At 43.0% G+C, this 25,349-nt stretch carries 21 protein-coding genes; 5 read left to right on the top strand and 16 right to left on the bottom strand.

What is annotated here, in order from left to right; all coding sequences use genetic code 11:
* Positions 1–17 precede the first annotated feature (17 nt).
* Together HGG78_RS15340 and HGG78_RS15335 are read left to right on the top strand one after the other, a co-directional pair.
* On the top strand, positions 18–548 hold the full coding sequence (locus HGG78_RS15340) for an MltR family transcriptional regulator (protein ID WP_053309058.1): 531 nt from the start codon (positions 18–20) through the stop codon (positions 546–548).
* 84 nt (positions 549–632) lie between these two features.
* Positions 633–1,556, top strand: a complete 924-nt coding sequence (locus HGG78_RS15335; RefSeq protein ID WP_172533412.1) for a Gfo/Idh/MocA family protein — start codon at positions 633–635, stop codon at positions 1,554–1,556.
* A 149-nt stretch (positions 1,557–1,705) separates the two neighbouring features.
* Here HGG78_RS15335 and nhaD read toward each other — a convergent pair whose 3' ends face one another.
* From nhaD to HGG78_RS15300, 7 genes are all read right to left on the bottom strand, one after another.
* The gene (gene nhaD / locus HGG78_RS15330; RefSeq protein ID WP_420895677.1) at positions 1,706–3,154 is read right to left on the bottom strand and encodes a sodium:proton antiporter NhaD; all 1,449 of its coding nucleotides are present in this window, start codon (positions 3,152–3,154) and stop codon (positions 1,706–1,708) included.
* Between the two features lie 175 nt (positions 3,155–3,329).
* Positions 3,330–4,634, bottom strand: coding sequence for a dicarboxylate/amino acid:cation symporter (locus HGG78_RS15325; protein WP_172533410.1), 1,305 nt, complete (start codon positions 4,632–4,634; stop codon positions 3,330–3,332).
* Positions 4,635–5,041: 407 nt separating this feature from the next.
* Positions 5,042–5,485 (bottom strand): DoxX family protein, encoded by a 444-nt coding sequence (locus HGG78_RS15320; protein WP_172533409.1) that lies wholly within the window; start codon positions 5,483–5,485, stop codon positions 5,042–5,044.
* 303 nt (positions 5,486–5,788) lie between these two features.
* Positions 5,789–6,823 carry a DUF2955 domain-containing protein gene (locus HGG78_RS15315; protein WP_168786934.1) on the bottom strand — a complete coding sequence of 345 codons (1,035 nt, stop codon included), beginning with the start codon at positions 6,821–6,823 and terminating at the stop codon, positions 5,789–5,791.
* Positions 6,824–6,834: 11 nt separating this feature from the next.
* A complete protein-coding gene (locus HGG78_RS15310) occupies positions 6,835–7,893 on the bottom strand; it encodes an HlyD family secretion protein (RefSeq protein WP_053308994.1) in 1,059 nt (352 codons plus the stop codon).
* Between the two features lie 6 nt (positions 7,894–7,899).
* Positions 7,900–8,382 carry a transcriptional regulator SlyA gene (slyA, locus tag HGG78_RS15305; RefSeq protein WP_168524302.1) on the bottom strand — a complete coding sequence of 161 codons (483 nt, stop codon included), beginning with the start codon at positions 8,380–8,382 and terminating at the stop codon, positions 7,900–7,902.
* A 220-nt stretch (positions 8,383–8,602) separates the two neighbouring features.
* Positions 8,603–10,129 (bottom strand): phospholipase D family protein, encoded by a 1,527-nt coding sequence (locus tag HGG78_RS15300; protein WP_172533408.1) that lies wholly within the window; start codon positions 10,127–10,129, stop codon positions 8,603–8,605.
* A gap of 208 nt (positions 10,130–10,337) precedes the next feature.
* On the opposite strand from HGG78_RS15300, the gene HGG78_RS15295 reads away from it, so the two are divergent.
* Positions 10,338–11,573, top strand: a complete 1,236-nt coding sequence (locus HGG78_RS15295; protein WP_172533407.1) for a DEAD/DEAH box helicase — start codon at positions 10,338–10,340, stop codon at positions 11,571–11,573.
* Positions 11,574–11,650: 77 nt separating this feature from the next.
* On the opposite strand, the gene HGG78_RS15290 is transcribed toward HGG78_RS15295, so the two are convergent.
* The 3 genes from HGG78_RS15290 to HGG78_RS15280 all read right to left on the bottom strand — a co-directional run bounded on the left by HGG78_RS15290 (position 11,651) and on the right by HGG78_RS15280 (position 15,208).
* Complete coding sequence (locus HGG78_RS15290; protein WP_172533422.1) at positions 11,651–12,307, bottom strand: HAD family hydrolase; 657 nt, start codon at positions 12,305–12,307, stop codon at positions 11,651–11,653.
* A gap of 166 nt (positions 12,308–12,473) precedes the next feature.
* The gene (locus HGG78_RS15285; RefSeq protein ID WP_172533406.1) at positions 12,474–14,438 is read right to left on the bottom strand and encodes an Ig-like domain-containing protein; all 1,965 of its coding nucleotides are present in this window, start codon (positions 14,436–14,438) and stop codon (positions 12,474–12,476) included.
* The gene (locus HGG78_RS15280; RefSeq protein WP_172533405.1) at positions 14,435–15,208 is read right to left on the bottom strand and encodes an outer membrane beta-barrel protein; all 774 of its coding nucleotides are present in this window, start codon (positions 15,206–15,208) and stop codon (positions 14,435–14,437) included. The genes HGG78_RS15285 and HGG78_RS15280 overlap by 4 nt, the downstream gene beginning before the upstream one ends.
* A gap of 303 nt (positions 15,209–15,511) precedes the next feature.
* Here HGG78_RS15280 and HGG78_RS15275 point away from each other — a divergent pair, with 303 nt between their 5' ends.
* Positions 15,512–17,248, top strand: a complete 1,737-nt coding sequence (locus HGG78_RS15275; RefSeq protein ID WP_172533421.1) for a SulP family inorganic anion transporter — start codon at positions 15,512–15,514, stop codon at positions 17,246–17,248.
* A gap of 359 nt (positions 17,249–17,607) precedes the next feature.
* Here HGG78_RS15275 and HGG78_RS15270 read toward each other — a convergent pair whose 3' ends face one another.
* The 6 genes from HGG78_RS15270 to HGG78_RS15245 all read right to left on the bottom strand — a co-directional run bounded on the left by HGG78_RS15270 (position 17,608) and on the right by HGG78_RS15245 (position 24,371).
* Positions 17,608–18,507 carry a YjjW family glycine radical enzyme activase gene (locus tag HGG78_RS15270; protein ID WP_172533404.1) on the bottom strand — a complete coding sequence of 300 codons (900 nt, stop codon included), beginning with the start codon at positions 18,505–18,507 and terminating at the stop codon, positions 17,608–17,610.
* Positions 18,504–20,054, bottom strand: coding sequence for a YjjI family glycine radical enzyme (locus HGG78_RS15265; protein ID WP_172533403.1), 1,551 nt, complete (start codon positions 20,052–20,054; stop codon positions 18,504–18,506). Before HGG78_RS15265 ends, HGG78_RS15270 begins: the two co-directional genes overlap by 4 nt.
* A gap of 158 nt (positions 20,055–20,212) precedes the next feature.
* Positions 20,213–20,827: a glutathione S-transferase family protein gene (locus tag HGG78_RS15260; RefSeq protein WP_172533420.1), complete on the bottom strand. Its 615-nt coding sequence runs from the start codon at positions 20,825–20,827 to the stop codon at positions 20,213–20,215.
* Between the two features lie 13 nt (positions 20,828–20,840).
* Complete coding sequence (locus tag HGG78_RS15255; RefSeq protein ID WP_172533402.1) at positions 20,841–21,872, bottom strand: NADP-dependent oxidoreductase; 1,032 nt, start codon at positions 21,870–21,872, stop codon at positions 20,841–20,843.
* An 86-nt stretch (positions 21,873–21,958) separates the two neighbouring features.
* Positions 21,959–22,546, bottom strand: a complete 588-nt coding sequence (locus HGG78_RS15250; RefSeq protein ID WP_172533401.1) for a TetR/AcrR family transcriptional regulator — start codon at positions 22,544–22,546, stop codon at positions 21,959–21,961.
* 127 nt (positions 22,547–22,673) lie between these two features.
* Positions 22,674–24,371, bottom strand: a complete 1,698-nt coding sequence (locus HGG78_RS15245) for an RluA family pseudouridine synthase (RefSeq protein ID WP_172533400.1) — start codon at positions 24,369–24,371, stop codon at positions 22,674–22,676.
* Between the two features lie 532 nt (positions 24,372–24,903).
* On the opposite strand from HGG78_RS15245, the gene HGG78_RS15240 reads away from it, so the two are divergent.
* A complete protein-coding gene (locus HGG78_RS15240; RefSeq protein ID WP_071232995.1) occupies positions 24,904–25,344 on the top strand; it encodes a winged helix-turn-helix domain-containing protein in 441 nt (146 codons plus the stop codon).
* Positions 25,345–25,349: the final 5 nt, after the last annotated feature.

Here is a 25,349-nt window from a genome sequence, read left to right as displayed (position 1 = left end):
AAGATTTAGTGCAGCGTATGGCAGAACAAATTAACGAAACCGATATTATTGAACGACTGAATAGTGCGCCGTCTGTGCGTGGCTTTTTTATTACAACGGTTGAAGTATTTAATGATGCCATTGATGCGTTAATTCAACGTGTGTTTCGCAAAGACAATTTTGCCGTTCAATCAGTAGTCGGTCCTCTTTTGCATGACTCTGGCCCGCTAGGCAATTTATCGGTTAGGCTAAAACTCCTGTTTGGCTTGGGTGTGTTACCCGATGATATTTATCACGACATTGAAGACATCATCAAACTACGTAATCAACTCAATAGTGATGGTTCTGAATATGACTTTACTGACCCCCAAATTTTAGTGCCGATCAAAAAACTCAATTTGGTGGCTAAAATGGGCATGGTACAGCTCGACGTCCTTGAGCCTGATGGCGACATCGACCTAGATTTTTATCAGTTACAACTGCAACGTCAGCAACAAATCATTAAATCAGGGCTGTCTCTTGCCATTGTCGAAATTTGCAATGAACTCAACAAAGAAAGCCCTTTCTGACCCATCAATGGGTGCTATCAATACACTACTTTTTAATATCCCTGTGTTAGCCTAATGCTTATTGAAGACGAAAGAGATTTTTCGATGAAAATTGGTATCATTGGTTTAGGTGATATTGCACAAAAAGCATACCTTCCCGTCATTACGCAACACTCTGATGTAGAGTTAGTCTTTTGTACCCGCAATAGTGAGGTGCTGAATCAATTAGCTCGGCGTTATCGTATCCAGCATACCTGCGCGAATTATCAAGATTTACTGAAGTATGACGTTGATGCCGTGATGATCCATGCTGCGACCGCAGTTCACCCGCAAATCGCACGATTTTTTTTGCAACATGGTATTCCTACTTTTGTTGACAAACCACTTGCAGACAGTGCGGTTGCGTGTGAACAGTTGTATGAAGTGGCAGAAAAATACCGCCAGCCACTGTATGTCGGGTTTAATCGTCGACATATTCCATTATTTAACGAACATCTCCGTGGTGTGCAAACAGGGCAACGCAGTGACCTACTGGCTTTACGTTGGGAAAAACATCGCCATAATTTGCCGGGGGATAGTCGTACTTTTATTTTTGATGACTTTATTCACCCATTAGACAGCATTAACCTCAATGTAAAAGCTGTATTAGATGATGCGTATATCACCTTTCAGCGAGAAAAAGATCAGTTATCGCGACTTGATATTCAATGGCAGCATGGCGAAAGCTTATTGCATGCTTCCATGAACCGCCAGTTTGGCATCACTTGCGAGCGAGTGAGTGCCTGTTTTACGAATGAAGCCTTTGAATTTCATTCCTTTACCGAAGGGAAGCACTGGTATCAGGGACAAGAGCGGACACTTAGCCTTAAAGACTGGACTCCAATGCTCACTAGCAAAGGTTTCACGGCAATGATTGAGGATTGGATTCGTGTGGTAAATTCGGGCAAGTTGGACAGCGCCATCGTGACTCGTAATTTATCGTCGCACCAATTGGCTGAGGCGTTACATCAAAAAATCGCTTTAAGCTAAGTATACCCGTTGCTCAAGTAGCTCAGTTAACGTAAAAAGCCTTGGGATTATTGCGCTTAGAGCGCTGAATTGATCAACAAGGTTCCTTACTAGGTGATTGCTTTTGTACTTAAGCCTAATGCTTTAACTTTACGTATATTTTCAAAAAACTAGAACATTACTTGGTTGAGCAACAAATGAACACCAATGCTTGCGGCATAGCCTACAGCAATAATTGGCGCCCACTTTAAATGGCCGAAGAAAGTGTATTTACCGTGAGCCGCTCCCATTAATGCTACGCCAGCGGCAGAGCCAATGGACAGTAAGCTGCCTCCAACTCCTGCCGTTAGTGTCACTAATAACCAGTTACCGGTAGACATAGCTGGCTCCATGGTGAGTACCGCAAACATGACGGGAATATTATCGACAATGGCGGATAGAATCCCGACCACTATATTGGCCAAAACGGGGTTCCACTCGGTGTACATCACTTCGGAAATCAACCCTAAATAACCCAGTAGGCTTAAGCCACCAACACACATAACTACGCCATAAAAAAACAGTAATGTATCCCATTCTGCGTGTGACACTCGTTTAAATACATCAAAGGGAACAACTGAGCCAATTCGTTTCAAGGCGGCTTCATCATGGTTTGCAATCGCAAGGGCGGTTTTTTTTGCTAATGAGGTCGGGAGTGTTTTACGCAAGAAATAGCCAAAGAATTGCAAATAAGCTAGCCCCATCATCATCCCGATTACGGGCGGAAAATGGAGGGCAGCGTGAAAAGAAACCGCAGTAGCAATCGTAAGTATGAATAACGCTACAATACGGCGAGCACCGCGTTTGAGTTCGACATGTTGATGCACGGTGTTGGGTTTTTCTTGTGGTAAGAAAAATGACATCAATAATGCAGGAACTAGGTAATTGATGGCCGAGGGAAGAAACAGTGGCATGAACTCGGAAAACGATACATGACCAGCTTGCCAAACCATTAATGTGGTGATGTCACCAAACGGGCTGAATGCTCCACCCGCATTGGCGGCAACAACAATATTGATGCAGGCAATATTGACAAAGCGAGCGTTATCGCCCGCAACCTTTAATACAACGGCACACATCAATAATGCGGTGGTCAGGTTATCGGCAATGGGGGAAATAAAAAAGGCGAGCAACCCCGTTAGCCAGAACAGCGCTCGAAAATCAAAGCCTTTTCCGACCATCCATGCTTGCAGAGCATCAAACAGCCGTCGTTCTTCCATTGCGCTGATGTAAGTCATCGCGACTAATAAGAACAGTAATAATTCTGCGTATTCTAGTAAGTTATGCTCGAGTGCGGCTCTTGCTATTTCGGTTAAGCCGTATTGTTGATAGACATAACCAATCATTGCCCAAATCAAACCAGCGGCAAGTAACACGGGTTTGGATTTTCGTAACTTGAGGTATTCCTCTAACATGACCAAAGTGTATGCCACAGTAAAAATGGCTAGTGCTGCATACCCAATAGAAGAGTGAGTCAGATCTAACGGCTGAAGATCTACCGATGACGCGTAGGCAAGTGAAGATGTTAAAACAGTGCACAGTAAGGTAGGCCATACGAGGCGAGATATCATCGTGTTCACTCCTTGAATGTTAGGCTGATAAAATTCTAGATCTATTCAAGGTAGTCCGATGTGAGATAGCTCTGATCTGGTTGATTTTTAGTCTTATTTTTGAGTTTTGAACCTAACAAAGAAAAACCCCATAGCAATGGCTACGGGGTTTTCGGTTTTGTTTTATAGTTAGAAGGTGAAAAAATTAGGCTTGAACTTTCGCCAAATGCACTTCTTCTTCTTTCTCACCTGCATGTGGGTCATTAAAGCGAGCTTCATCTAACGCGCCTTCAGTTTTCGCAACAATTAAGGTTACGCAGCTATCACCAGTGATATTGACCGCAGTACGGATCATATCTAACAAGCGATCAACGCCCATAATCAGTGCAATACCTTCAAGTGGTAAACCGACTTGGTTAAGTACCATGGCAAGCATCACAAGGCCGACACCTGGAACCCCAGCGGTGCCTACTGATGCTAGCGTTGCAGTCAGAATTACCATCAGGTAGTCACCCATGGTGAGGTCGATATTAAATGCTTGAGCAATAAACGCAGTCGCAACACCTTGCATGATCGCCGTGCCGTCCATGTTGACTGTTGCACCAAGCGGAACTGTGAATGAAGCCACTTTATTGTGTACACCAAAACGGTTCTTTGCGGTTTCCATGGTAACAGGAATGGTTGCGTTAGAAGAAGCCGTAGAGAACGCAAACATGATCGCATCTTCCATTTTGCGGAAGAAGGTGATTGGACTTAATCCTGTAAAACCTTTCAACATTAAGCTGTAGGTCACCAAGCCATGTATCAGTAAGGTGGCGGTTAATACCACAAAGTATTCAGCAAGGTTCAAGATTGCGCCTAGACCAAGACCAGTAAATAGCTTTGCCATTAGGAAGAATACGCCGTAAGGGGCAAGGTTCATCAGTAGCGCGACCAGTTTCATGATCACTTCATTGAGGTCGTTAAAAACCGCTGCAATACGTTCCCCCGGTTTACCAACTGCGCTAATTGCAATACCAAACAGTACGGCAAACACAATTACTTGTAGCGTTTTACCTTCAGCCATCGCGCTGATAGGGTTGGTTGGGAACATATCAATAAACACTTGGCCTAGAGATGGCGCTTGTGCTGATTTAAATGAACTCGCCGCAGTAAGGTCTGCGCCAGCACCTGGCTGGAATATCGTACCCATTGTTAGGGCTAATGTAATGGCGATCGCTGTCGTTGCGATGTAAAACGCGAGCGTTTTACCACCCATACGTCCAAGTGTTGACAGATCTTTTAGTGAGCTTGTACCGCAAACTAATGAAACAAACACGAGAGGAACAACAAGCATTTTCAAACTGGCGATAAAGATTTTGCCGCCGACTTCAAATAAACCGTTGACGATGTAGGCGTCAACGAAACCGCTTTCTGCGAATAGGGTTCGAATAGCAAACCCAGTTAAGATACCCGCTACCATACCTAAAATAACACGGCCGGTAAGCGACATCGGTTTTTTGGTATTCATTGTGAACACTCCTTTATTTTATGCACTTCGACATCATTTCAAAGCGTGCCGCAGGTTAGCAGGGGAGCAAGCAGATCAAAAAGTAAAATAATGTGAATGCTCAATTGCTGTGATCTTTATCACTAAAACAGAGGATAATGAAACCATTTTGTAACATATTTTCAGGTTTTTATTTCGATGTTTGACGATAGGGCAACATGGGTGCCCTTATGTTTAACAAGTTTCGATATTCTCATCTGCTGAAAATAATACGGATATTTAACTAGTTTGATGCACTTTTGGTTGCATATTTATACGCAATGTATGGTTAGTATGAATAATTTTTAGTCTTTAATAAGACTATTTTGCAATGGGATAATGCATTACCACACCATCCAATCACTGATAGCCTTAGATTTACGTGCTAGTCAGGCTAATTTATTATTCAACCAATTATCCACACCAACTTTCCCCGCACCAGAAAATGCCAGTGATGCACTTGCTGCTAGTAGTGCAAGGCCGAATTCATAACCGTTGTTTGCCATAAATAAACCGTTACCAATATGTACGGATGCAATCGCTACAATCATCGTTAATGAAAGCACTAAAGCTGCCGGTCGAGTCAGCAAACCAAGTAAAATGAACAGCCCACCAAAGAACTCACCACAACCTGCTAGAAATGCCATTAATACGCCTGGTTCCAAGCCGATAGATGCCATCCATTGTCCAGTGCCCTGTAAGCCATAACCGCCAAACCAACCAAATAGTTTTTGTGAACCATGCGCCATAAAAATGATTCCAACAGGGATGCGCAAAGCAAGTGCTGAAAAACCAGTGGTTGATGTGGTTAATTGTTTAAGTAGTGCTTTCATTGTGATGCTCTCTCATTTTTATTGAAATATTTGTGGTGACGGCACCAATTGGCGTGTCTCCTCAACTGTTAGAGCGATTATAGTGTGGTTGGATAGGCAAGATAACAATGCTATTTTGATGGTTAGGTTCGAAAAAGTTGAATGATATTTCATCCTCGGTTTTTATATTTATCTAATTAAAAACAAACAATTAAGATTATGTTATATATATTCACTCAATATTAAATATTAAGTGAATATGAAATGGTTGAAAAAATAGAACAGAAAAATTAGCGATTTAATCTGACTTCTAGAGTGCTATGTCTATTGACCAAATTGTGTCGCTTTAAAATGATTAAGCAGTCGGTGGATCAGGTAAGTTGTAAGTAATGTAGCGACTATCGCGAATAAGATGCTGCTGACACGGTACATCGCGCTAAAGATCAAGTCGTTGCCTGGAGCTAAATATTGGCCAAATAAGATACCCAAAGTGGTGAGTGCACCAAACCCGACACCAGAACCACTGGACTCTTTGACATGTAAATAGCTAAAGAGCATTGCACCGATCCAAAGCAAGGGAACGACAAGCACTAGTAGTCCGGACCAGTCGTAAAGTAGTAGTTGAACCGCAATACCAAAGGTGACACCAAGTAGTGTTCCCATTGCTCTTTTTCTTGCATACCCGAGCGCTCCATTCCAATGCATAGGAAATAGCAACAGTATTGTGGTGGCTTGCGCAGACATTGAATCTTGTAGGTCAAAGACTTGGAAAACAATAAACGATAGCGTTGCAATGCTTGCACCCATCAAGGCCTCATGTCGCATCCGATGCGATCCTTTGGGTTCAGTCGGTCTAGTGATAGGCTGCCTTGGTTGTGTGTCAGGAATACAAAATGTCACTAGGTACGCAATTATCACTGATATAAAATTGGCAATAAAATTACTCGAAATCAAATCATTAAGGTCAGTCGTTGGGTAGCTTGCAAAGTGCAGCATAATGCTGAGGCTTAAAACGCTGTTCGCACCAAACAGAAATAAGCTGCCCTTCGACATACAGGCGAATTTATACAAAAACAGTACAAAGGCAATCAGTGTCATTAACGCTGGGTGGCTGCCAAAAAAACCACCTAAAATGCCAACTTCTAATCCACAGACGACAGCGGATACTAGAAGTTGCCTAGCGGCATGAGCATTCATAACTGGCACCATACCCAACAACAACATAGGGGTTACGGTAAAAAAGACCCCGTAGTTCCAGTCTAATAGCTTACAAAAAGTAAAACCTATTGTTGCTCCCGTGGCAATGCGTAGGCATTGGCGAAAATCATTCTCAGATAATGGGTGATCCCAAAGTCGCATGTTTCCTCCACTTAATAAATGTAATGCAGAGTACTTACAAACCGGATCTGTAGCGTTGCAAACCAAGCAAACAGTGCGTTTTCCGGCAACAACTGCACCGTTGCTCGGGCTCCTGAAGGTAGATCTAATCCTGAACCGTCATCAATGGCGAGGTGCAAACGCATCCGTTGTGCATCACGTACCCAACGGTTTGATTCTGTTGGCGTAGCTAAGCGGCCGTTAGCATCAAATTGCCCGGCGCTAACGCCCGCATCTTGGCTACGTACATAAGCTTGAAAAATTTGCCCCGGCTTGCTATCAAAAGCGATCAATGCTCGGTTGTTGCTCGCCAAATGGCGTAAGCTTTTTTCTCGGAAGTCAGCAATGATGTCGACATCGGTGGCGACTAACGCAATCAATGGCGTTCCTGCAATCGCATAAGAGCCAATCTCAAGTTGTAAATTGGTGATCACCCCATCACGCTCTGCCACTACTCGTGTATAGGACAGGTTCAATTTTGCTTGCTCCAATTGGTTAAGCGCCACTCGCAGGTTGACATTATTGTCATCGTGTTCGCCACGACTGACTTGCAGTTCTTTCAACTGAGCTTTCGCCGCCAATAAATTTGCTTTTGCAGCCACGGCTGCACTTTTCGCATCATCTCTTAATTGTTGAGATGTCCCATTACGATTGAAAAGAGTATCTAAACGGTTTGCTTCGCGTTGTTTTTGGTCCGCGATAATAGTGCTTGCCGTCACATTTGCATCGGCTGCGGCAATGGAGGCATCCAACTGAGCATTATTTTGTGCCGTGCGTTCATAGTTTAGCTGAGCTTGCTCTACGGCAAGTTGATATGGTCGTGGATCAATAGTAAACAGCACGTCTCCTTGCTGTACCATTTGGTTATTGGAGACAAAGATATGGCTGATTTGTCCGTTAATACGAGGCGAAATTTTAGTAATATTACGAGTCGCCATTGCTTGTGGTGTCAGTGGCATGGCTAAGTCCGCTACCAAAAAATAGGCAAATACCATCACGAACGCTATGCAGGAATATTTGATCCAACGAGCAAATTTTTGGTCTGGTGTCATAAATAATTATTGCTCCTGTGAGTCAGAATTGAAGGGTTCGCTAAGAGTGTGAAGAGCATTTTGAGCAATTTGTTCTAGGATGAGTGTGAGTTTGTGCAGCTGTTCTTCATCGATATGACCCAGTAAGTCACGTCGGACCCGCAAAATACGCGCTTCTATTTGCTTGATCAGGTTCTGTCCTTGAGTGGTCAAACTGACGATTCGAGCTCTTTTATCGTGCGTGCAACAATGACGAACAATGAGTGATTGCTCTTCGAGTTGGTTGAGGGTTCTCATCAGTGAAGGCAGCTCAATCTCTAAGGCTTCTGCTAAGGCTTTTTGGCTAATATTGTCTCCGAGCCTTTGCAGTTTCCAGATAGCCGTCCAACGAGGGTGGGTTAAACCCAAAGGTGCGAGTTCTCGATCGGCTACTGTTTTCCATAAGCGTGATACCCGGCCTAATTGTTCGGCGAGTGATAAATCTCGCAAGATATTTATGTCGTCTACCATGATGTTTCTCGATTGCTTAGCATGCTAAGTAATATAGTTTACTTAGCGCGCTAAGTAAATTGAAATGTGATGAAAATCACTGAATTTATGTTGGTAGTGGTCAGAGTGTGGCTAGGCTAATATCCATTTACTGAGTGGCTTGGGGCGTGACAAAGGAATCATAATTAGGGAATAAATAGAAGGCAGTGGAATAAATGTTGCCTTCTATTTTAAGAACGTATTACAGTTGGTCTTCTATTGGCAAAACGCCAGCGAACCAAGCTCCTATTTTTCGCCAAACACTGGCATCGGGTTCACTGGTTAATATTTGTTGTGTGGTATGGTCCAGCCAAACAATATCGCCTTCATCGATAATTACTTGGTAGGCATTTTTCTTCAGCGCTATATCAAGACGTTTTAAAAAATATTGGACGTATTCTGGTTGTTCAATGACCACCGCCATTTCGGTATTCAATTTGACGGATCGTGGATCCCAGTTCATTGAACCTACAAACATTTTCCTTTCATCCAACATCATCGCTTTGGCATGCAAACTTGAACGGCTACTGCCAGTGAGACTCCATTTGCTGTTGATCTTGGCTGTTGAGCGAATTTCCCACAATTTTATACCAGCTTCGATCAGTGTGAGTCTATATTTGGCATACCAACCGTGCACCGCAAATACATCATTGGAGGCTAATGAATTGGTGATTATGGTGATCTCTTTACCAGACAGTGCGGCTTCGGCTAAAGCCTGTGCTCCCTGCTCTGTTGGGACAAAATAAGGTGAAATTAACACTAATGAATGGTCGACACCTTCTAGTAGTGTGTTGAGATCATCGGTTAATTTTTTACCTTGTCCTGCCACCTTGTTTGGTGAATCGTACAGTAAAATGCCCTTTCCCCAATAGAGAGGCAATTTACTGGAGATGAGTTTTTGATAGAAAGGCAGTTGATGGATATCATATTGGCCTTGGGTGAACTTTTGATCGGGTTGGGCGTCCGCCACCCATTCTTCGATATCGGAAGAGGTAAGTGGTTTTACATTGCTGACAAGCCACTCTAAAGGAACTGCCATGTCACTGTTCCAATATTGATCAAATTGATCTTCAGTTTGAGCCACAGTGTTGCCATATAACATGACATCAAAGTCACCAAATTCAACACTCGATTCATAAGAGAAATATTCATTGCCGATGTTTCTCCCCCCTACAATCGACACGACACTGTCAGCGCTTATCGACTTATTGTGCATTCGGTGATTAAGCCTATCAAAATCCATCAGAAAATGAGAGCCACGAGCAGTACGGTTGTAGTAAGGATTAAACAGGCGAATTTCGATGTTGGGATGTTGGTTTAAGTAGGCCATTCCTTTGTCACTGCGTTGTTGCATGTCGTCTAGTAATATTCTTACTCTGACCCCACGTTCTGCTGCGGAATATAAGTGCCAAGTCAATAGCTGGCTAGTTTCGTCATCTCGGTAAATGTAGTACTGCACGTCGAGGCTTTTTTGTGCTGATTCGATTAAAGCAAGGCGAGCCAATAGTCCATCGTGTCCTTTTTCTAAAGGATAAAACCCGGTGTATTGAGAGATATCGAACTGGGTTTGTGAAAAATAATGGGCTAGGGGGGATTCGGCCTGGTAGCCATAGTGAAAGCTCGCTGTTTTTTCACTGGCGGCTGGGGGAATTAATGAGCTACAGCCGAATAAAAAAAGCATCGCAGACAAGAAAAAAAGGTGCGATATAGTGGAAGAAAAACGTTTCATAAAAGCGAGAAAGTCCTTAACAATAGACAACTCATTCAGTATATATGATGGGTGAAGTCGGATGCTAATTTATCAATACTCATGATGTCTTGACCCTGTTTAGGGATATTTGATTTAGTTGTCGACGGAATTCGCTCTGATTGTCAGTATACATCAGCCACTCGTCTGTTTAGACTTAACCACTTATCCTCTTTGATGACCTGATTCTATGACCTTTTCCAACCTGAATTTACATGCTTCGCTTGTTGCATCCCTTCCTAGTTCACTGCTAACACCGACAAAAATTCAGCGCTTAGCGATACCCGCAGTGCTGGCTGGAGGTGATGTTTTAGCATTAGCACAGACGGGAAGTGGTAAAACACTGGCGTTTGGCTTGCCACTGTTACAACGAGCTGAGCCAAATTTACTGGACATTCAAAGTGTGATTTTAGTGCCTACGCGAGAGCTAGTGGTGCAAGTTAGCCAAGACTTATCGTCCCTTGCGCTGAAAATGGGCATTCGCTTATGTACATTATGCGGTGGGGTTGATCAAAATGAACAGCTTAATGCGCTGGCTAAACTGCCACATCTGTTGGTTGCCACACCGGGTCGTCTGCTTGATTTACTCAAACAACAGTACGTGTCACTTGAATCTGTTCAGCAACTGGTGTTGGATGAAGCGGATCGCCTGTTGGATATGGGATTCTGGCCAGATGTGCAGCGCATCGTGCAATTGATGCCTAGTGAACGTCAGACATTGCTATTTTCAGCGACCTTTTCTGATGCATTGAGTGGCCTTACTCAGGGTTTGTTGTCCAACCCAATACGCATTGAGGCAAATAAAGCGAATCATGTTGTCGATGAGATTGAAGAACGGATTTTTCTCGTCAATAAGGGCAGTAAACCTCAGGCGTTGATCGCCTTATTGAAAGAGCATGTGGGGCAGCAAGTGTTGGTATTTATCAGCGCCAAAGACAACGCGGATGCTTTGAGCAAAAAATTACTGAAGGCGGGGATAAAAGCCGCGGCATTGCATGGCGACAAAGATCAAACCGTGCGCATGCAAACGTTAGCTGATTTTAAAGTGAACAAGATAGACGTGTTGGTCGCCACCGATTTACTGGCGCGCGGAATTCATATTGATGCGCTACCAGTAGTGATTAACTTTGACTTACCGGCCAGTGCTCCTGTGTATGTGCACCGTATTGGGCGTACCGCGAGAGCAGGGCAGCATGGTTTGGCCATATCGTTAACCTGCCATGGTGAAACTGAGGCTTTACAAGCCATCCGCCAGTTAACTCAGCGTGATCTGCCACAGCATGAACTTGCTGGATTTACGGTGACTGACCAACCGACAACAGGTGCCAGTAAGCGTAAACCGCGTGATAAGCAAGCCAATCGTCGTAGTGCACAAAAACGCAGTATTAAACAGTTTCAGAAAAAAACGGCTGATAAGAAAAAGTAATTGGCTAGATCAGCCGCTTGAAACCCAGCTATATTCTAGTGAAATAACGCCTGATTAAGCAGGCGTTATTTAGAATGCTAGTGCTGGTTTTTTAACATGATTAATACCTCATGTAATGAAGGCATAACTTGATGCCCCAAGGCTAAAATTTCTTTGTTTGGTTCGACTAAGTCTGGGATTTGGTAGGTCATCATATTGGCTGACACCGCTGAAATGACACCATTATTAGAGTCTTCAAACGCTAAACAAAATTGAGGAGCTACCCCTAACCGTTGTGCGGCTAGCAAATAAATTTCAGGATCAGGTTTGCCATAAGTGACTTCACAACCTGTGGTGAATGAATCAAAGTAACTATCCAATTGTGCGAGTTTAAGCTTAATGCTTGCGACCTCTTTTTGAGTGGAGGTCGCAACAGCGGTTGGAATGTTATTGGCTTTTAACCACTGAAGAAGTTCAATTACTCCTTCTTTCACTGGAATCGCTTGGTATTTGACTACAGCGTCATAGCGTTTTCGCCATTCTTTATGTAGAACAGGATAATCCAGTTGTGGGCCATACCCCGTACGTAACACTTGCTCAATGCCTGCTGCATTGCGGCCAATAATAGAAAGATAAATTTCTTTGAGAAAAGGAACCCCTACCGCTTGGCAGGCTTGTTCAAAAACGGTCATGCAGACTCGCTCAGTATCGAGCAGCAGTCCGTCCATATCAAAAATAGCAGCTTGGAATTTCATCTGTACAACTTTGGGTAGTGAAATGAAATGCCATTTTCCCATAATTTGGCTGCATGAAGCGAATCTATTCTGCATTTGTGAAAATTAAGAGTGATATAAATTTAAAATAATATTTTATTCCAACCACATAGAGACCATTCTGGTTCTATGTGGTTGAAGGTTAAGGTTATTTAACTTCTACTGTTGAGATCGCTTGGAGGTCATTATAGGAAGCTGTAATAGTATATTCGCCAACAAGTTCAGCTGTTGCAACACCCTCATTAGTGATGCTTAGGCCGTTGTCATCACTGCTCACCCATCGTGCTGAACGGTTATCGATGGTTTCTGTTGTTCCATTATCAAAATGGCCATAGAGAGTGTAATCTATGTTTTCTCCTTTAGCTAAAACGATATTCATTGGGCTCAAGCTTAGTTCAACAAGCTCAGCCTTCTTTACCGTGACGGTTGCGTACCCTTCCACCTCTTGATAAGACGCGATTAATTGGTACTGGCCGACTTCAGCCGCGTAGGCAATACCATCATTGATGATGGGTAAGCCATCAATGTCATCGCTTTGCCAGTGAGCCATTCGACTTACGTTATGTTCACTACCATCTGAATAGACCCCAAACGCTTGGAAGCTCAGACTATTCCCTTGCGTTATAGATGGGTTTTCAGGTGATACATACAGAGATTCAAGTATGGCTGGTGTTACTGTGATTACCGCTGTAGCGCTCACACCATCAAGCTCGGCTTTGATCGATGTTGACCCTTCGCTTATCCCAGTGACGAATAGGGTATCTTGGTCAAAAGAGGCCACGTTTTCGTCTTCTATTATGCTCCACGACGCACTGTGTGAGATGTCTTTCTTTGTGCCATCAGAATAAACACCGGAGGCTTTATAACGTTTTTCACTACCAACCGGTATGTATGCTTCGTTAGGTGAAATGGTAATGCTCTCAAGCTCAGCTTCTACTACCTCGACGGTTGCGTACCCTTCGACCCCTTGATAAGACGCGGTCAGTTCGTATTGGCCGACTTTAGCCGCGTAGGAAATACCATCCACGATTTGTAGGCCATCAACGTCACTACTTTGCCATTGAGCCGCTCGACTAACGTTATGTTCACTACCATCTGAATAGCGCCCAACAGCCTGGAATATTTGGTTACGCCCTTTTGCTATGCTTGAGTTTTCAGGTGATACATAGAGGGATTCCAGTGCAGCTTTTGTCACCGTGAGTGATGCTGGTAAGCTACTTACGCCATTAAGCTTGGCAGTGACCGACGTTTTTCCTTCAGCTAACCCAGTGGCGGATAGGGTATATTTGTCGAATGAGGCAATTTCGTTGTCCTCTATTTTCCAGACAACATCTTGCGAGATATCTCGCCGTGAATCATCAGAGTAGGTACCAACGGCTTTATATTGTTGCTGATTGCCAATTGGTATAGATGCCTCGTTAGGTCTAATCTCAATGCGAAGTAACCGTGCATTTCGAACACCAACAAAAATGGGCCCACTTTGTTTTGTATCCAGAGTAGCTGTGACAGAAGTTAAACCTGGCTGCTCTCCCAGTAAGGTTCCTTGGGAAATAAATCGACCAGCATCGGTCATGGAATTCCAATTGACATGCTGGGTTAAGTCTTGAGAGTGTCCATCATCGTAGTTACCAACAGCTTGAAAGCCTTGCTTGTTTCCTAACGCCAAGGGTAGCATGCCTCCTTTACTAGAGACGTTGCTTGGTGCTCGAATTGGTTCTGGTACGACAACAAAAACCGATAAACTTGAGATCTGAGCACTAGACACCGTTAGAACAGCGTTATTACTAGTGACATTACCTAAGGTAGCCGTAATGTCGGTCTGTCCATTTTTGAGTGCTGTTGCAACATTATTTTGCAAGGACACAATTTCTGAGTCGAATGACCAAGTAACTTGATCGGTTACGTTTTTGGTTGTGCCATCAGCATAATAAGCCGTTACTAGGTATTCCTGAGTGGTATTGACTGCGAGCGTTACTGAAGCGGGAGTGAGCTGCAAAGCAGTGACTGTGCTTTCCCCTGATAGCAAATCAGAGTCGCCATTTTTACAGCCAGTTAATATCACGCTATGGATCAGTAGTAGTACACAGACGAGTATTGATTTAACGTTCATCATTGTTGGCCTGTTTCAGTTTGATTAGTGTTATAAGGAAAAGTTATTGCCACACGACGGCTTTCTACTTGCAATAAAGGGGACGTGTTTTCCAATTTGGTGTTGTTGAAGGTAAACAAAGTCGTATCATGAACCACACTCAAAGAGTCATGTGTGCTGATTACCTTGGTTTCTGGTGTATCGATGGTTACAGGTCTGGCATTTGTGTGAGTATCAGACTTTTGCTCCGATTTATTGAACAGATCAAAGTTGATACTGAAGCCAACAAATAGTGAGTGTAAATCGGCTTGTTGAGTTTGGCTGTTGCCTATGCCGTCAATGAAACGGTATTCACTGTGCAGTGACCAAACCCTAGATGGTGAGTAGCGGATACCAACCCCGACTAAAGGTTCTATCGCTGATGATCGCGTGTTATTTGATTTGTCGACCTCTAGCAATATCACTCCTAAACGGCCAAATAGCTGCCAGTTTGACGCCACGTTATAGTGGCCAATGATAGAAGTATCTCCCCCCCATATGCTCGCATTTACACTCTTTGATGGGTAGTCGGCTTGTGGTTTACCATACGATAGAACTCCAACTTCTACCGCCCATGATTCATCGAAGTTATACCCAGCAAAAATGCCATAACCTAAAATATCATCCTTACAAGAAGAAGCGGTTTCTAGGCAGGCGTCCTTATAATGAGATAAACCTGTTTGGATGCCGAGATAAGGTTGAGCAATGCATGGGACAGTAAACAAATAAGCCAAGACGGAAATGAACGCTTTCATAATTTTATTTTATAACTCACTAATTAAATGAAGTGGATTGCATTGCAACTATATGCTTAAGTGTAATCTCATTCATGTAAGTAAATTCCGATAAATTAAGTTTAACTAGAATGTATGACTGTTAATGTCGCATTTGATAGGAAATAAAAAGGTGTGATTCAATTAATAGTTAGGTGTAATAACTTTTATTGTCAATAAAATCAGGTGATTATAAGCGCAAGATTATCAATGATAGGTTATACTCAAAATGGCTTTTGCTTAGAAGGGGTTCTCGTTTTGAAACATGGATTTGTACAACGTTGGATGCCGGGCTTGCATCAGCTGAAAGGTTATGAAAGCGTTTGGCTAGTTGATGATTTTCGTGCCGCACTTTCTGTTGTTGCTGTTGCGCTTCCTGTTGCGATTGCTTATGCCCAATTAACAGGAGTGAGTGCCATCGTTGGGTTGTATTCGTGTGTGTTACCTATGTTGGTGTATGCCTTATTTGGTACATCACGTCAGCTCATCGTTGGGCCTGATGCAGCAACTTGTGCCGTGATTGCTGCGGTGGTGACGCCGCTAGCTGCTGGTGACCCACTAAAGCATTGGCAATTAGTGATGACTATGACCGCCATGACTGGCGCATGGTGTTTGATCGCTAGCCGATTTAAATTGGGTATTTTAGCTGATTTTCTCTCTCGCCCTATTTTATTAGGGTTATTAAACGGTGTAGCGTTGACCATTATTGTTGGTCAACTGGCGAAAGTATCTGGCCTGAAATATGAACAAAGTTATTTGATTGAACGTATTTTAGAGGCGCCATCTTTATTGATCGATCTTCATTGGCAGACTCTCACACTAAGTATTGTCACTACGGTAACCTATTTTCTGTGCAAGCATTTTAGGCCAACTTGGCCAGCGGCCATGCTCGCTATTGTCGTCTCTGGCTTAATGGTGTGGTTTTTCCACTTTGATACGATGGGCGTAAAAGTGGTTGGGGTGATCCAAGGTGGCTTGCCCGCTTTTCAAGCTCCAGAATTTAACTTGGGTGAAAGCCGCGAATTGGTTATGCCTGCTCTTAACCTAGCGATGGTGAGCTTTGTGAGCATGATGCTTACTGCGCGTAGCTTTGCGGCTAAAAACGGTTATGACATTGATGCTGATAAGGAATTTCGCGCTTTAGGGCTAGCGAATATGGCCTCTGCTTTTTCGCAAGGTTTTGCAATCAGTGGCGCGGATTCTCGTACTGCGGTCAACGATGCCAATGGTGGAAAATCGCAATTAGTGTCAATTATTGCCGCGATTGTGATTGGATTTGTCGCTATTGTTGCGTATGGGCCGTTACAGTACATTCCGATTGCTGCATTGGGTGTGGTGTTGATCATTGCTTCTATTTCGTTGCTTGACTTAAAAGGGATTTGGAATTTACGCCAGCGCGATAAAGATGCCTTTTATTTGGCTGCCATTACTTTTATTGCGGTGTTAGTGATTGGCGTTATTCCAGGTATTACGCTGGCAGTATTGCTTGGGTTATTTCAATTTTTGCGTACCGTGATGCGCCCCAGTGATCAGGTGTTAGGGCTTGATGATAAAGGGATCATCCGTAGTATCGAAGCTTCTGGAAAAGCGTCAGCCATTCCCGGTATTGTAATTTATCGCTTCAACTCGCCTTTAACTTATTTTAATGCGCCTTACTTTAAACGTCGGATTTTACAACATACGGAAAGTGCAGGAACCAGTGTTGGTTGTGTAATTATTGATGCGGTGGCGAGTTTTACTCATTTAGATTTAAGCGTAATGGCCATGCTTGCCGATGTGCAAACGATCTTGAAGAAGCGTGGTATTCGTTTAGTGTTGGCTGGGCGTAAACGTAGCTTACGAAAATGGTGTGATGTAGCTGGTATTCCAACCGGGGATGGTGGCATTGTAGTTCGTGCTGATATGTATTTAGCCATCAAACTCAGTGGTTGTTACCAACATGCGGTGGAAGAAGGGCAGGTGCCACCGGTACAAAAAGAGCCGACCAACATCATTGAGAGTGAAATTGCGGCTACAGTTTGAAGTCGGTGTTTTTATCTGTCAGGTTTAGTAAAAAATAAACAGCTCTTGTGTATTGAAGAGCTGTAAAAAGTCAAATTCAATCATGATACGTATCCTTATATCGATGTTAAATGTTGAGAACAGAAGAGACACAATATGCGCCTCTTTTCATTGTAGACTACTTATACGAAATGCAATCTCTGATGAATCGTTAGCCAATGCTGATATGGTTGATGCTAAGAAAACAATAGTTCTACTCACACCGTGTTTGTTAAACCTAATCTGAGGGTATCAGCGAGCCGAGTCGACTTGTGACAGAATAAAGAAAATAAGGAATGTAAGTAAAAGCACTTAATCTTATTTATTAAATAGCTATTTAATTATGTTTGCTCCGTAGTAGAGCAGTAAACACTAGGTAACAAAATAGGTCGTTGTACTAATGCAAAGAGTTCATCGTGAAATGAGCGTATTGCTTGTTCATCACTGCTTTGCCATGTGAGAGCTTCGCCAACCACACCGTGATGTTGGAATGCATTGATCCGAATTTGAACTTGAGATGGCAATGAGCGCAGATAGTCAGCAAGCGCATCAATTTCACTATCTAGATCACTTTCGTTTGGGATAAACAGCAAGCGCACTTCATATAACTTGCCGACTTGCGATAGATAGTTGATGGATTGTATGACACGATGATTGTCTCTTCCGACAAGCCACAAGTGGGTTTCGTTTTGCCATGCTTTTAAGTCGATCATCACCCCATCTAAATAAGGTGTTACTTTTTCCCAACCTTGGCGCGAAAGTGAGCCATTACTATCAATAAAGCAGCTAAGGTGACAAAGTTCTTTATCTTGTTTTATCGCTTTAAAGAGCGCGGTAATAATGGGTAATTGTAATGTTGCCTCGCCACCAGAGACGGTTATTCCACTTAAAAAGAAGCGATATTTTCGCACCAAATCCAATAATTGTGCCACGCTGTAGTGGTGAATTTTAGGATTTGATTGATGGGAACAGATCTCGATGCAGCGATCACAATGAATGCATTGCTGTTCTTGCCATTCTACTTGCTGGTGGGAGTTGATGGTTAACGCGCCACTTGGACACACCGACACACAATCACCGCAATGATTACAGTGGTTGATGGTGTGTGGGTTATGGCAAGAAAGACAGGTAAAATTACAGCCTTGTAAAAAAATCACCAGCCTATTTCCCGGTCCGTCAACGCAAGAAAAAGTCAGCACACGGCTGACTTTAGCCGTTAGCTTTTGCACCTTTTTCATCATTGTACTGGTGGAGAGTATGGTGTGGTTTCTAAGCTAATGACTCGTGCTCTTCGGTTGAGAATGTTGGTGTTTTTCGCCGCTTCAGCCCCAAGAAAAGTGGTATTGGTTCGCGAACCATGTTGTTCAAACTGTGCGATTTCCGACAACTTAACCATATAACCCGTTACCCGAATGAGATCATTAGAAGCCACGTTGGCGGTAAATTCACGATAGCCAGCATGTAAGGCTCCTTTGCATAAGTTAAACATTGCTTCAGGGTTCGATTTTACCGTTTCATCCAAAGTTAAAATATCACTGATGCCGGATGCATAATGGGTGTGATGCCTTGCGGTTGCTTGCACGTAACTGATCGGATCTGGTTCTGATCCATAAGGGATACGAACCCCTGGTGTTACGTCTAAATCAAGGCTAATACCTCCTTGTGCATGTAATAACGCACGACCATTAAGGCCATATTTGACTGGAGAGTTCTGTACGATCTCCGCTAATTTTTCAGAAATTCTATATCCTAATTGGTTTGCGGTTTCGTCCTGACCATAACGGCCTTCACGCTGTTCTTGGTCTTGTAACAGATTAACGGCTTCTGCCATGCCATAGATCCCAAACATGGGGGCGAAGCGAGATTCTTCAATTAAGCCTTCATGGGTTAAGAAGCCGTTAAAGAAGTTAGAGTGTTGGTGCAAAAACGTGCTACGAGCATCAATTAATTCAATCATCAGCTGGCTGTAGTGTGGTAGAACGCGATGTAAGAAATCATCGCTGTTACTAGCTTCCTGCGCTGCTTGTTTTAGGTTCATCCGCACGAGCGTATTAGAACCGCCACCTAAAGGCAGTGAGTTATAACAACTGACGATCCCAAAATGTTTTGCACCGTAGGTTTTGGCATGTATGGGGTAGTTGGCAATATGGGGTTTACCACATTGACAAATATTGGCGGTGGCTTGCCGTAAAAGATCATCAGGTGTCACGCTTGGGTCATACATCAATGTTAGGTTCGGCGCGATCTGTTTCAGTTCGCCATCAATACGTAAAATAAGGCGGCAAATAATATTATCACTCGGACCGATATTGGCGTGCATAAAGGCATCAGGCAGAGTGCGATCAAGCATGATCCAGAACAGTTTTAGTTTGTTGTAGAGCGCCTGTTCACTTAACTCACCGACATAAGGAAGCAGTACGTCATCTAATTGGCCGAGATAAACCGGTATTGAAGTTACCGACGGCACGTGATGATACAAAATCGTCAGCATGTTGATGGCTTCATCAAAATTTCGTGCTGGCGTGAGCTCTAAGTGCTTTGACCCTTGTTGAAGAAATTTAGCGTAATCAGGCAGTACATAACGGGGTTTAAAAGGAGCATGGCCTTCAAACATGTCACACAAAATACCTTGATCCATTGCCTGTGTCACCACCGGTGATACCGTTATATAAGGTAAATTTGCCTCAGCTTCGAGAGCAAGAAAGTGCGATTTTTGCTTCGCAGAAAGAGTCGTATCGGTAACGATATCGTAGCAACGTTGTTGGTGTTGGTCTAACGGTTGGCTCATGAATTAAACCCTCATAAAAAGAGGGTTTAATGTTAATGCGGGTCGATACTTTTCACTATTGAAAATTGATAAACAAGTTATTTCCTAAATGGAAAAGAAAAACGCCTCTCAGATAACTTGAAATGGCGCTTTTATAGTGCTCTTACTTGTGCTGAGTGCTATGCGTATTGCGCTTCAATCTGTTCAGATTTTTGGTACGCAGGGTGCGTGGCTAGTTGCTTTAGGTAAGCGGCAATATTTGGGTAGAGTTCAATACTACCGCTGTTTGCTAGAATTTCAGCAATGAAAGACATCATAAAATCTGCGCCAGTCAGTTGATCGGCAACTAAGTAACGTTTACCAACCAAACATTGGTCAAAGTAACTCATGACTTTGGCGGTTTCATTATCCGCGTAGCCACCAAGGAAGTTGGTTTGACAGCCATCTTTAGCGACAAACATCTTTAGCAGTAGCGGTAATATGGCTGAACTCTCTGCGAAATGGAGCCATTGTTGATATTGAACGTATTCACCGCTGCCGCGTTTAGGTGCAAACTGCTGACCATATTTCTCTATTAAGTAATCCGTGATGGCGCCAGATTCAGTAACCACTAAACCACTGTCTTCAATCACGGGTGATTTGCCTAGTGGGTGGACGCTTTTTAGCTCCGGTGGTGCCAGAAAAGTCACGCTATCACGCTGATACGGAACCACTTGATACTCAACCCCCAGCTCTTCGAGTAACCAGATAATACGCTTAGAGCGAGATTTATTAAGGTGGTGAAGTTTGATCATCATACTGTCCTTATTAAAGTGGTTGGTTTACTTGGATAACCAGTTTGCCAAAGTTTTTTCCTTCCAATAGGCCAATAAAGGCTTGTGGTGTGTTTTCTAAACCGTCGACCAGTTGCTCGCGGTATTTTACTTTTCCTTCGCTTAACCATTGAGTCATATCGGCTGCAAATTCGTTGTAGCGATGGCCGTAGTCATCAAAAATAATGAAGCCTTGCATACGGATTCGTTTGGTAAGCAATGTGCCCATTAACATCGATAGACGATCAGGCCCTTCAGGTAGCGAGGTGGCATTATATTGTGAAATTAAGCCACAAAGAGGCACGCGAGCTGCGGTATTGAGTAGCGGTAAAACCGCATCAAAAACTTTGCCACCTACATTTTCGTAGTAAACATCAATTCCTTGGTTACAAGCTTCAGCTAACTGCTCTGCAAAATCGTCAGCTTTGTGGTCGAGGCAGTGATCAAAGCCTAATACTTCTGTTGCATAACGACATTTTTCTTCACCGCCGGCAATGCCCACCACATGACAGCCTTTAATTTTTGCAATTTGACCAACCGTAGCGCCCACTGGTCCCGTTGCTGCCGCAACTACCACTGTTTCACCGGCTTTAGGTTGACCAATGTCTAGCAAACCCATATAAGCGGTAAAGCCGGGCATACCCATAATGCCTAGGGCATAAGAAGGTTGTGTTGGATTACTGCCTAGTTTAAGTAATCCTTGGCCATTGGATAATGCGTAATCTTGCCAGCCAGTGTATGCCAGTACCCACTCACCTTGTTCAAATTGTGGGTGGTTTGATACTTCAACTTGACACACCGTACCACCGACCATTACATCATCGATCGCGACTGGATCTGCGTATGACTTTGCTGCACTCATGCGACCGCGCATGTATGGGTCAAGTGATAGATAAATGCTACGCAGTAAGACTTCACCCTCTGCTGGGGTTGGTTTTACGACGTTTTCTAAGCGAAAGTCATTAGCGGTTGGTGCGCCGACGGGGCGAGAGGCAAGTACAATACGGCGGTTGGTTTGTGCTGTCATTGGAGTGTCCTTATTTTATAGGATTAGACCAGTCGTCTAGTGTTTGTTTCAAAAAATCCCGCCTGTTTATCGGCGGGTTAATGTAGCTATTGAGCCGTTAATATCTGTTTGGTGGTGGTCAGTGTTTGCTGTAACCCAGCTTGGTTTTGACTGAGTTTGCTCATTAACCCCGCCCCCAACCACAAATGGTAGAGCATGTGTGCGGTGTTAGTGCTGTCTTGTTTGGCAATTGAACCATCTTCTATGCCTTGAGCAATACAACAAGCAAGAGTAGATATGATTGTATTGGCCCCCGCCAGCAGTGCTTCACGCATGGGGTCTGATAAGTCAGACACCTCAGCGCCAAGTTTCACCACTAAGCATTTATGAGCATTACACGTTTCATTTTCCACTTCTAGCCAGCGTTGAAAATAGCGCATCGCACGCTCAAAGCCAGTCCCATCACTTTGCAATAGTAATGCTTCAATACGAGATAAGTAGTGTTGAAAATACTCTTGGATTAACGCCTCACCAAATTGTTCTTTAGATTTAAAATAATGATAAAAAGAGCCTTTTGGCACATCAGCGGTTTTGAGTAGTTCAGACAAGCCAACAGCAGTAAAGCCTTTCGATACCACTAACTGGTATCCGACTTGTAGAATGTGTTGGCGAGTATCATTGGTTTTCGTTTTCATGCTGTGCACTATAAATAAAAATAGACCAGTCGTCTATGATTTTATTCCGTTGCTACACCACAGTTAGATCGAGGTGGATATATCTACCGAGTGGGTTTTATGCTTAGTGAGATGATTTTAGATTGATTTAGAAATCAGCACTCATTGTAAAGGTCATACGTTGCTTGGTATAAGGGTGGTCAAAACTGAGCCGTTCAGCATGAAGGTGCAATCGCTCGGCTTTTGTTCCATACAGATCATCGCCAACAATTGGCATATCAAGTCCTAGTGTGTGCGCGCAATGCACACGCAATTGGTGGGTTCGCCCTGTTTTAGGGTAAAGATAGACTTTACTGCGTCCCTCTTTTTGTTCGATGAGTTGCCAATGAGTATCGGCAGCTTTACCATGCTCAAAACAGACTAATTGGCGTGGTCTATCATCAAGATCACCACGTAATGGTAATTGAATATCACCTTCAGAATGAGAAAGTTCTCCTTCTAAAAGAGCAACGTAACGTTTTTCAACACTGCGAGTAATAAACTGCTTTTGAAGACTTTTATTCGCTCGTCGAGTGAGCGCAAAAACTAAAAGACCAGAGGTCGACATATCTAAACGGTGAATGACAAATGGACCTTCAGTATCAGTAAATTGTTGCTGTAAACGGTAATAAACGGAGTCTTGGATATTAACACCAGGTACGGATAAAAATTCTGCCGGCTTATTAACCACAACAATGGCTTCATCTTGGTAGACGATCTCAATCTCTTTACCTTCTGCAGGGTTGGCGAGTAAAGGATTATCATCTAACTGTATACCTTCAAGCATATGCGCCAGAATAGGTTGGCACTTACTTTGACATGCAGGGTAGAATTTTTTGTGCTGGCGGATTTCGGACTTAGGTGACGCTCCCCACCAAAACTCTGCCATCGCAATTGGGGTCAATCCATTTTTAAATGCATAATGCAGTAGTTTTGGGGCTGCGCACTCACCAGCCCCTGCTGGTGGCGTCGGGTTTGTTGTCGCATGGAAAATCTCATCAAGTGACTTTTCTTCCCCTTTTATATTAAGGAATTTGTATTGAGCAAACAGCTTTTGCTGCAAAGTATTTGAAAGTTGCTTACGCTGCTCTTTTAATATCTTAATGATTTTCTTATATTCTGTGAGTTGCTTACTGATAGTGGCGATATGCGTATCCCACTCTTCCTTTAACCTCTTAAAGTGGCTTTTCTCGGCAATACTCTGCTTGGCAAGAGAATCCAACATTTCATTTTTTGTGGTTGCGCTTGATATTTGCTCGATAGCTAGGCGTTGCGACTTGCGATTTTTACGTCCTTCAATCATCAACTGGCGATATGCTTCTATTTTTTTATCTGCTTGTAGTTGAGTTTGTCTCAATTGTTGCTGCAACTTGCAGTATTGCTCATCGCTTTCCAACTGATCTATTTGCTGATTGATTTGGTTAATAGGTGCAGTGCCTGCGAGGAAGAAACCATCATTTGTCAACATATCAAAAACGGGTGGAACAAAGTGTGGTAATACATTTTTGTCGGCCAGTTTACCTGAAAATGCAGATAGAAACCCAAGCTCTCCGATGGTGTTTTGAACCACAAGTACGCCAAACATTTTTCCCCCCACACTTAAGTCGTTTGTCTGAACACTTACTTTTTTTGAACTAAAGTCATGCTGCCAATACGCTTGAGTCAATAAATGCTCTTGTAGTTGCTGTGCAGCCAACTGACATAAAGGGTCTGGTTCATAACATAAAGGAAAAGTAAAGCGTTCTGGCAGAGAATATCCCTCAATAGAGGTATTGAAGCTCGTGAAATGGGGAGGTGTTGTTGGCATCGTCTCTGGCTCAGGCATGTAAAAACAAAGGAAGCGAAGGATTGTACCTTTTTAAAAAAGGAATACTAGCTAGGAGTTTATTTAGCACATGGAGTGCTGTTAATAATGTTTTCCTTATTGCGATACAAGGTTTTCAGGCTTAAAGCTCACTCTTATGACTGTTGGGTTGCAGAGATTAGTAGGTATTAAATGACAACATTGTCTGTAAGAATATTCTCATCATCGCTCAAGTGAATAGCAAGCTTAGGGGGTAGGTTGTATCCTAGGCTCAAGATAAAAAATGAAAAACAAAGAGTTAAGCATAAAAAAATGCTGTGAGATATGTTGGGAGGATTTTTAGTTAATAGAATTATAATTATTTATAAATCAGTTAAAAAAAGTGCTCGATTGCCATTAAAAAAATGGGAAAAAACCCATATTAATATAAAAAATGGTAATTGAAGTAGGCGATATTATTTTATTGGTGGATGCTGTGTAGTATTATTTGGCTAGTGATCATTACATTGCAGTTTACTTATTGTATGGCGCGTGAATGAGCATGATGAGAAATATATTAATTGGGGAAGACGTTTATTTTGATACACTGAAGAGAGAAATAGTAACAGCCAAAGAGCGTGTTATTCTAGGGGGAAGAGAAGCCGCTATCCTACATATGTTGTGTCTTTCCCCTAACCAGGTCGTGGAAAAAGAAGAAATAAATAATACCGTATGGAAAGGTATTGTTGTTGGTGAAACATCTCTAACAAAAGCTATCTCAAATTTGAGAAAGTCGTTAAAATCAACCCCTGGCATTAAATGTGAGATACAAACAGTCCCCAAAACTGGCTATATGCTTATTGTTGATGATGTTGATAAATTCAATAGTTCATCAATAGCTTTGCCAGAAGTGAGTGCTAGCTTAACTTCATTGCCAGCAAGAAAAAATACCGAAATCAAAAAGAAGAGGTTTTATGAAAAACTTTTCTCAAGGTAGTATTT

It is taken from the genome of Vibrio aestuarianus (assembly GCF_012395185.1).
Taxonomy (GTDB): domain Bacteria; phylum Pseudomonadota; class Gammaproteobacteria; order Enterobacterales; family Vibrionaceae; genus Vibrio; species Vibrio aestuarianus.
The sequence above is the reverse complement of the archived record's forward strand: the minus strand, read 5'-3'. Positions and strand labels throughout refer to the sequence as shown.

Excerpts from the sequence above, each read along its gene's own strand:
- HGG78_RS15340 (WP_053309058.1), top strand. The coding sequence starts at position 18 with ATGGCAGAACAAATTAACGAAACCGATATTATTGAACGACTGAATAGT.
- HGG78_RS15335 (WP_172533412.1), top strand. The coding sequence starts at position 633 with ATGAAAATTGGTATCATTGGTTTAGGTGATATTGCACAAAAAGCATAC.
- HGG78_RS15325 (WP_172533410.1), bottom strand. The coding sequence starts at position 4,634 with ATGAATACCAAAAAACCGATGTCGCTTACCGGCCGTGTTATTTTAGGT.
- HGG78_RS15320 (WP_172533409.1), bottom strand. The coding sequence starts at position 5,485 with ATGAAAGCACTACTTAAACAATTAACCACATCAACCACTGGTTTTTCA.
- HGG78_RS15315 (WP_168786934.1), bottom strand. The coding sequence starts at position 6,823 with ATGCGACTTTGGGATCACCCATTATCTGAGAATGATTTTCGCCAATGC.
- HGG78_RS15310 (WP_053308994.1), bottom strand. The coding sequence starts at position 7,893 with ATGACACCAGACCAAAAATTTGCTCGTTGGATCAAATATTCCTGCATA.
- slyA (WP_168524302.1), bottom strand. The coding sequence starts at position 8,382 with ATGGTAGACGACATAAATATCTTGCGAGATTTATCACTCGCCGAACAA.
- HGG78_RS15300 (WP_172533408.1), bottom strand. The coding sequence starts at position 10,129 with ATGAAACGTTTTTCTTCCACTATATCGCACCTTTTTTTCTTGTCTGCG.
- HGG78_RS15295 (WP_172533407.1), top strand. The coding sequence starts at position 10,338 with ATGACCTTTTCCAACCTGAATTTACATGCTTCGCTTGTTGCATCCCTT.
- HGG78_RS15290 (WP_172533422.1), bottom strand. The coding sequence starts at position 12,307 with ATGAAATTCCAAGCTGCTATTTTTGATATGGACGGACTGCTGCTCGAT.
- HGG78_RS15285 (WP_172533406.1), bottom strand. The coding sequence starts at position 14,438 with ATGATGAACGTTAAATCAATACTCGTCTGTGTACTACTACTGATCCAT.
- HGG78_RS15280 (WP_172533405.1), bottom strand. The coding sequence starts at position 15,208 with ATGAAAGCGTTCATTTCCGTCTTGGCTTATTTGTTTACTGTCCCATGC.
- HGG78_RS15275 (WP_172533421.1), top strand. The coding sequence starts at position 15,512 with ATGCCGGGCTTGCATCAGCTGAAAGGTTATGAAAGCGTTTGGCTAGTT.
- HGG78_RS15270 (WP_172533404.1), bottom strand. The coding sequence starts at position 18,507 with ATGATGAAAAAGGTGCAAAAGCTAACGGCTAAAGTCAGCCGTGTGCTG.
- HGG78_RS15265 (WP_172533403.1), bottom strand. The coding sequence starts at position 20,054 with ATGAGCCAACCGTTAGACCAACACCAACAACGTTGCTACGATATCGTT.
- HGG78_RS15260 (WP_172533420.1), bottom strand. The coding sequence starts at position 20,827 with ATGATCAAACTTCACCACCTTAATAAATCTCGCTCTAAGCGTATTATC.
- HGG78_RS15255 (WP_172533402.1), bottom strand. The coding sequence starts at position 21,872 with ATGACAGCACAAACCAACCGCCGTATTGTACTTGCCTCTCGCCCCGTC.
- HGG78_RS15250 (WP_172533401.1), bottom strand. The coding sequence starts at position 22,546 with ATGAAAACGAAAACCAATGATACTCGCCAACACATTCTACAAGTCGGA.
- HGG78_RS15245 (WP_172533400.1), bottom strand. The coding sequence starts at position 24,371 with ATGCCAACAACACCTCCCCATTTCACGAGCTTCAATACCTCTATTGAG.
- HGG78_RS15240 (WP_071232995.1), top strand. The coding sequence starts at position 24,904 with ATGAGCATGATGAGAAATATATTAATTGGGGAAGACGTTTATTTTGAT.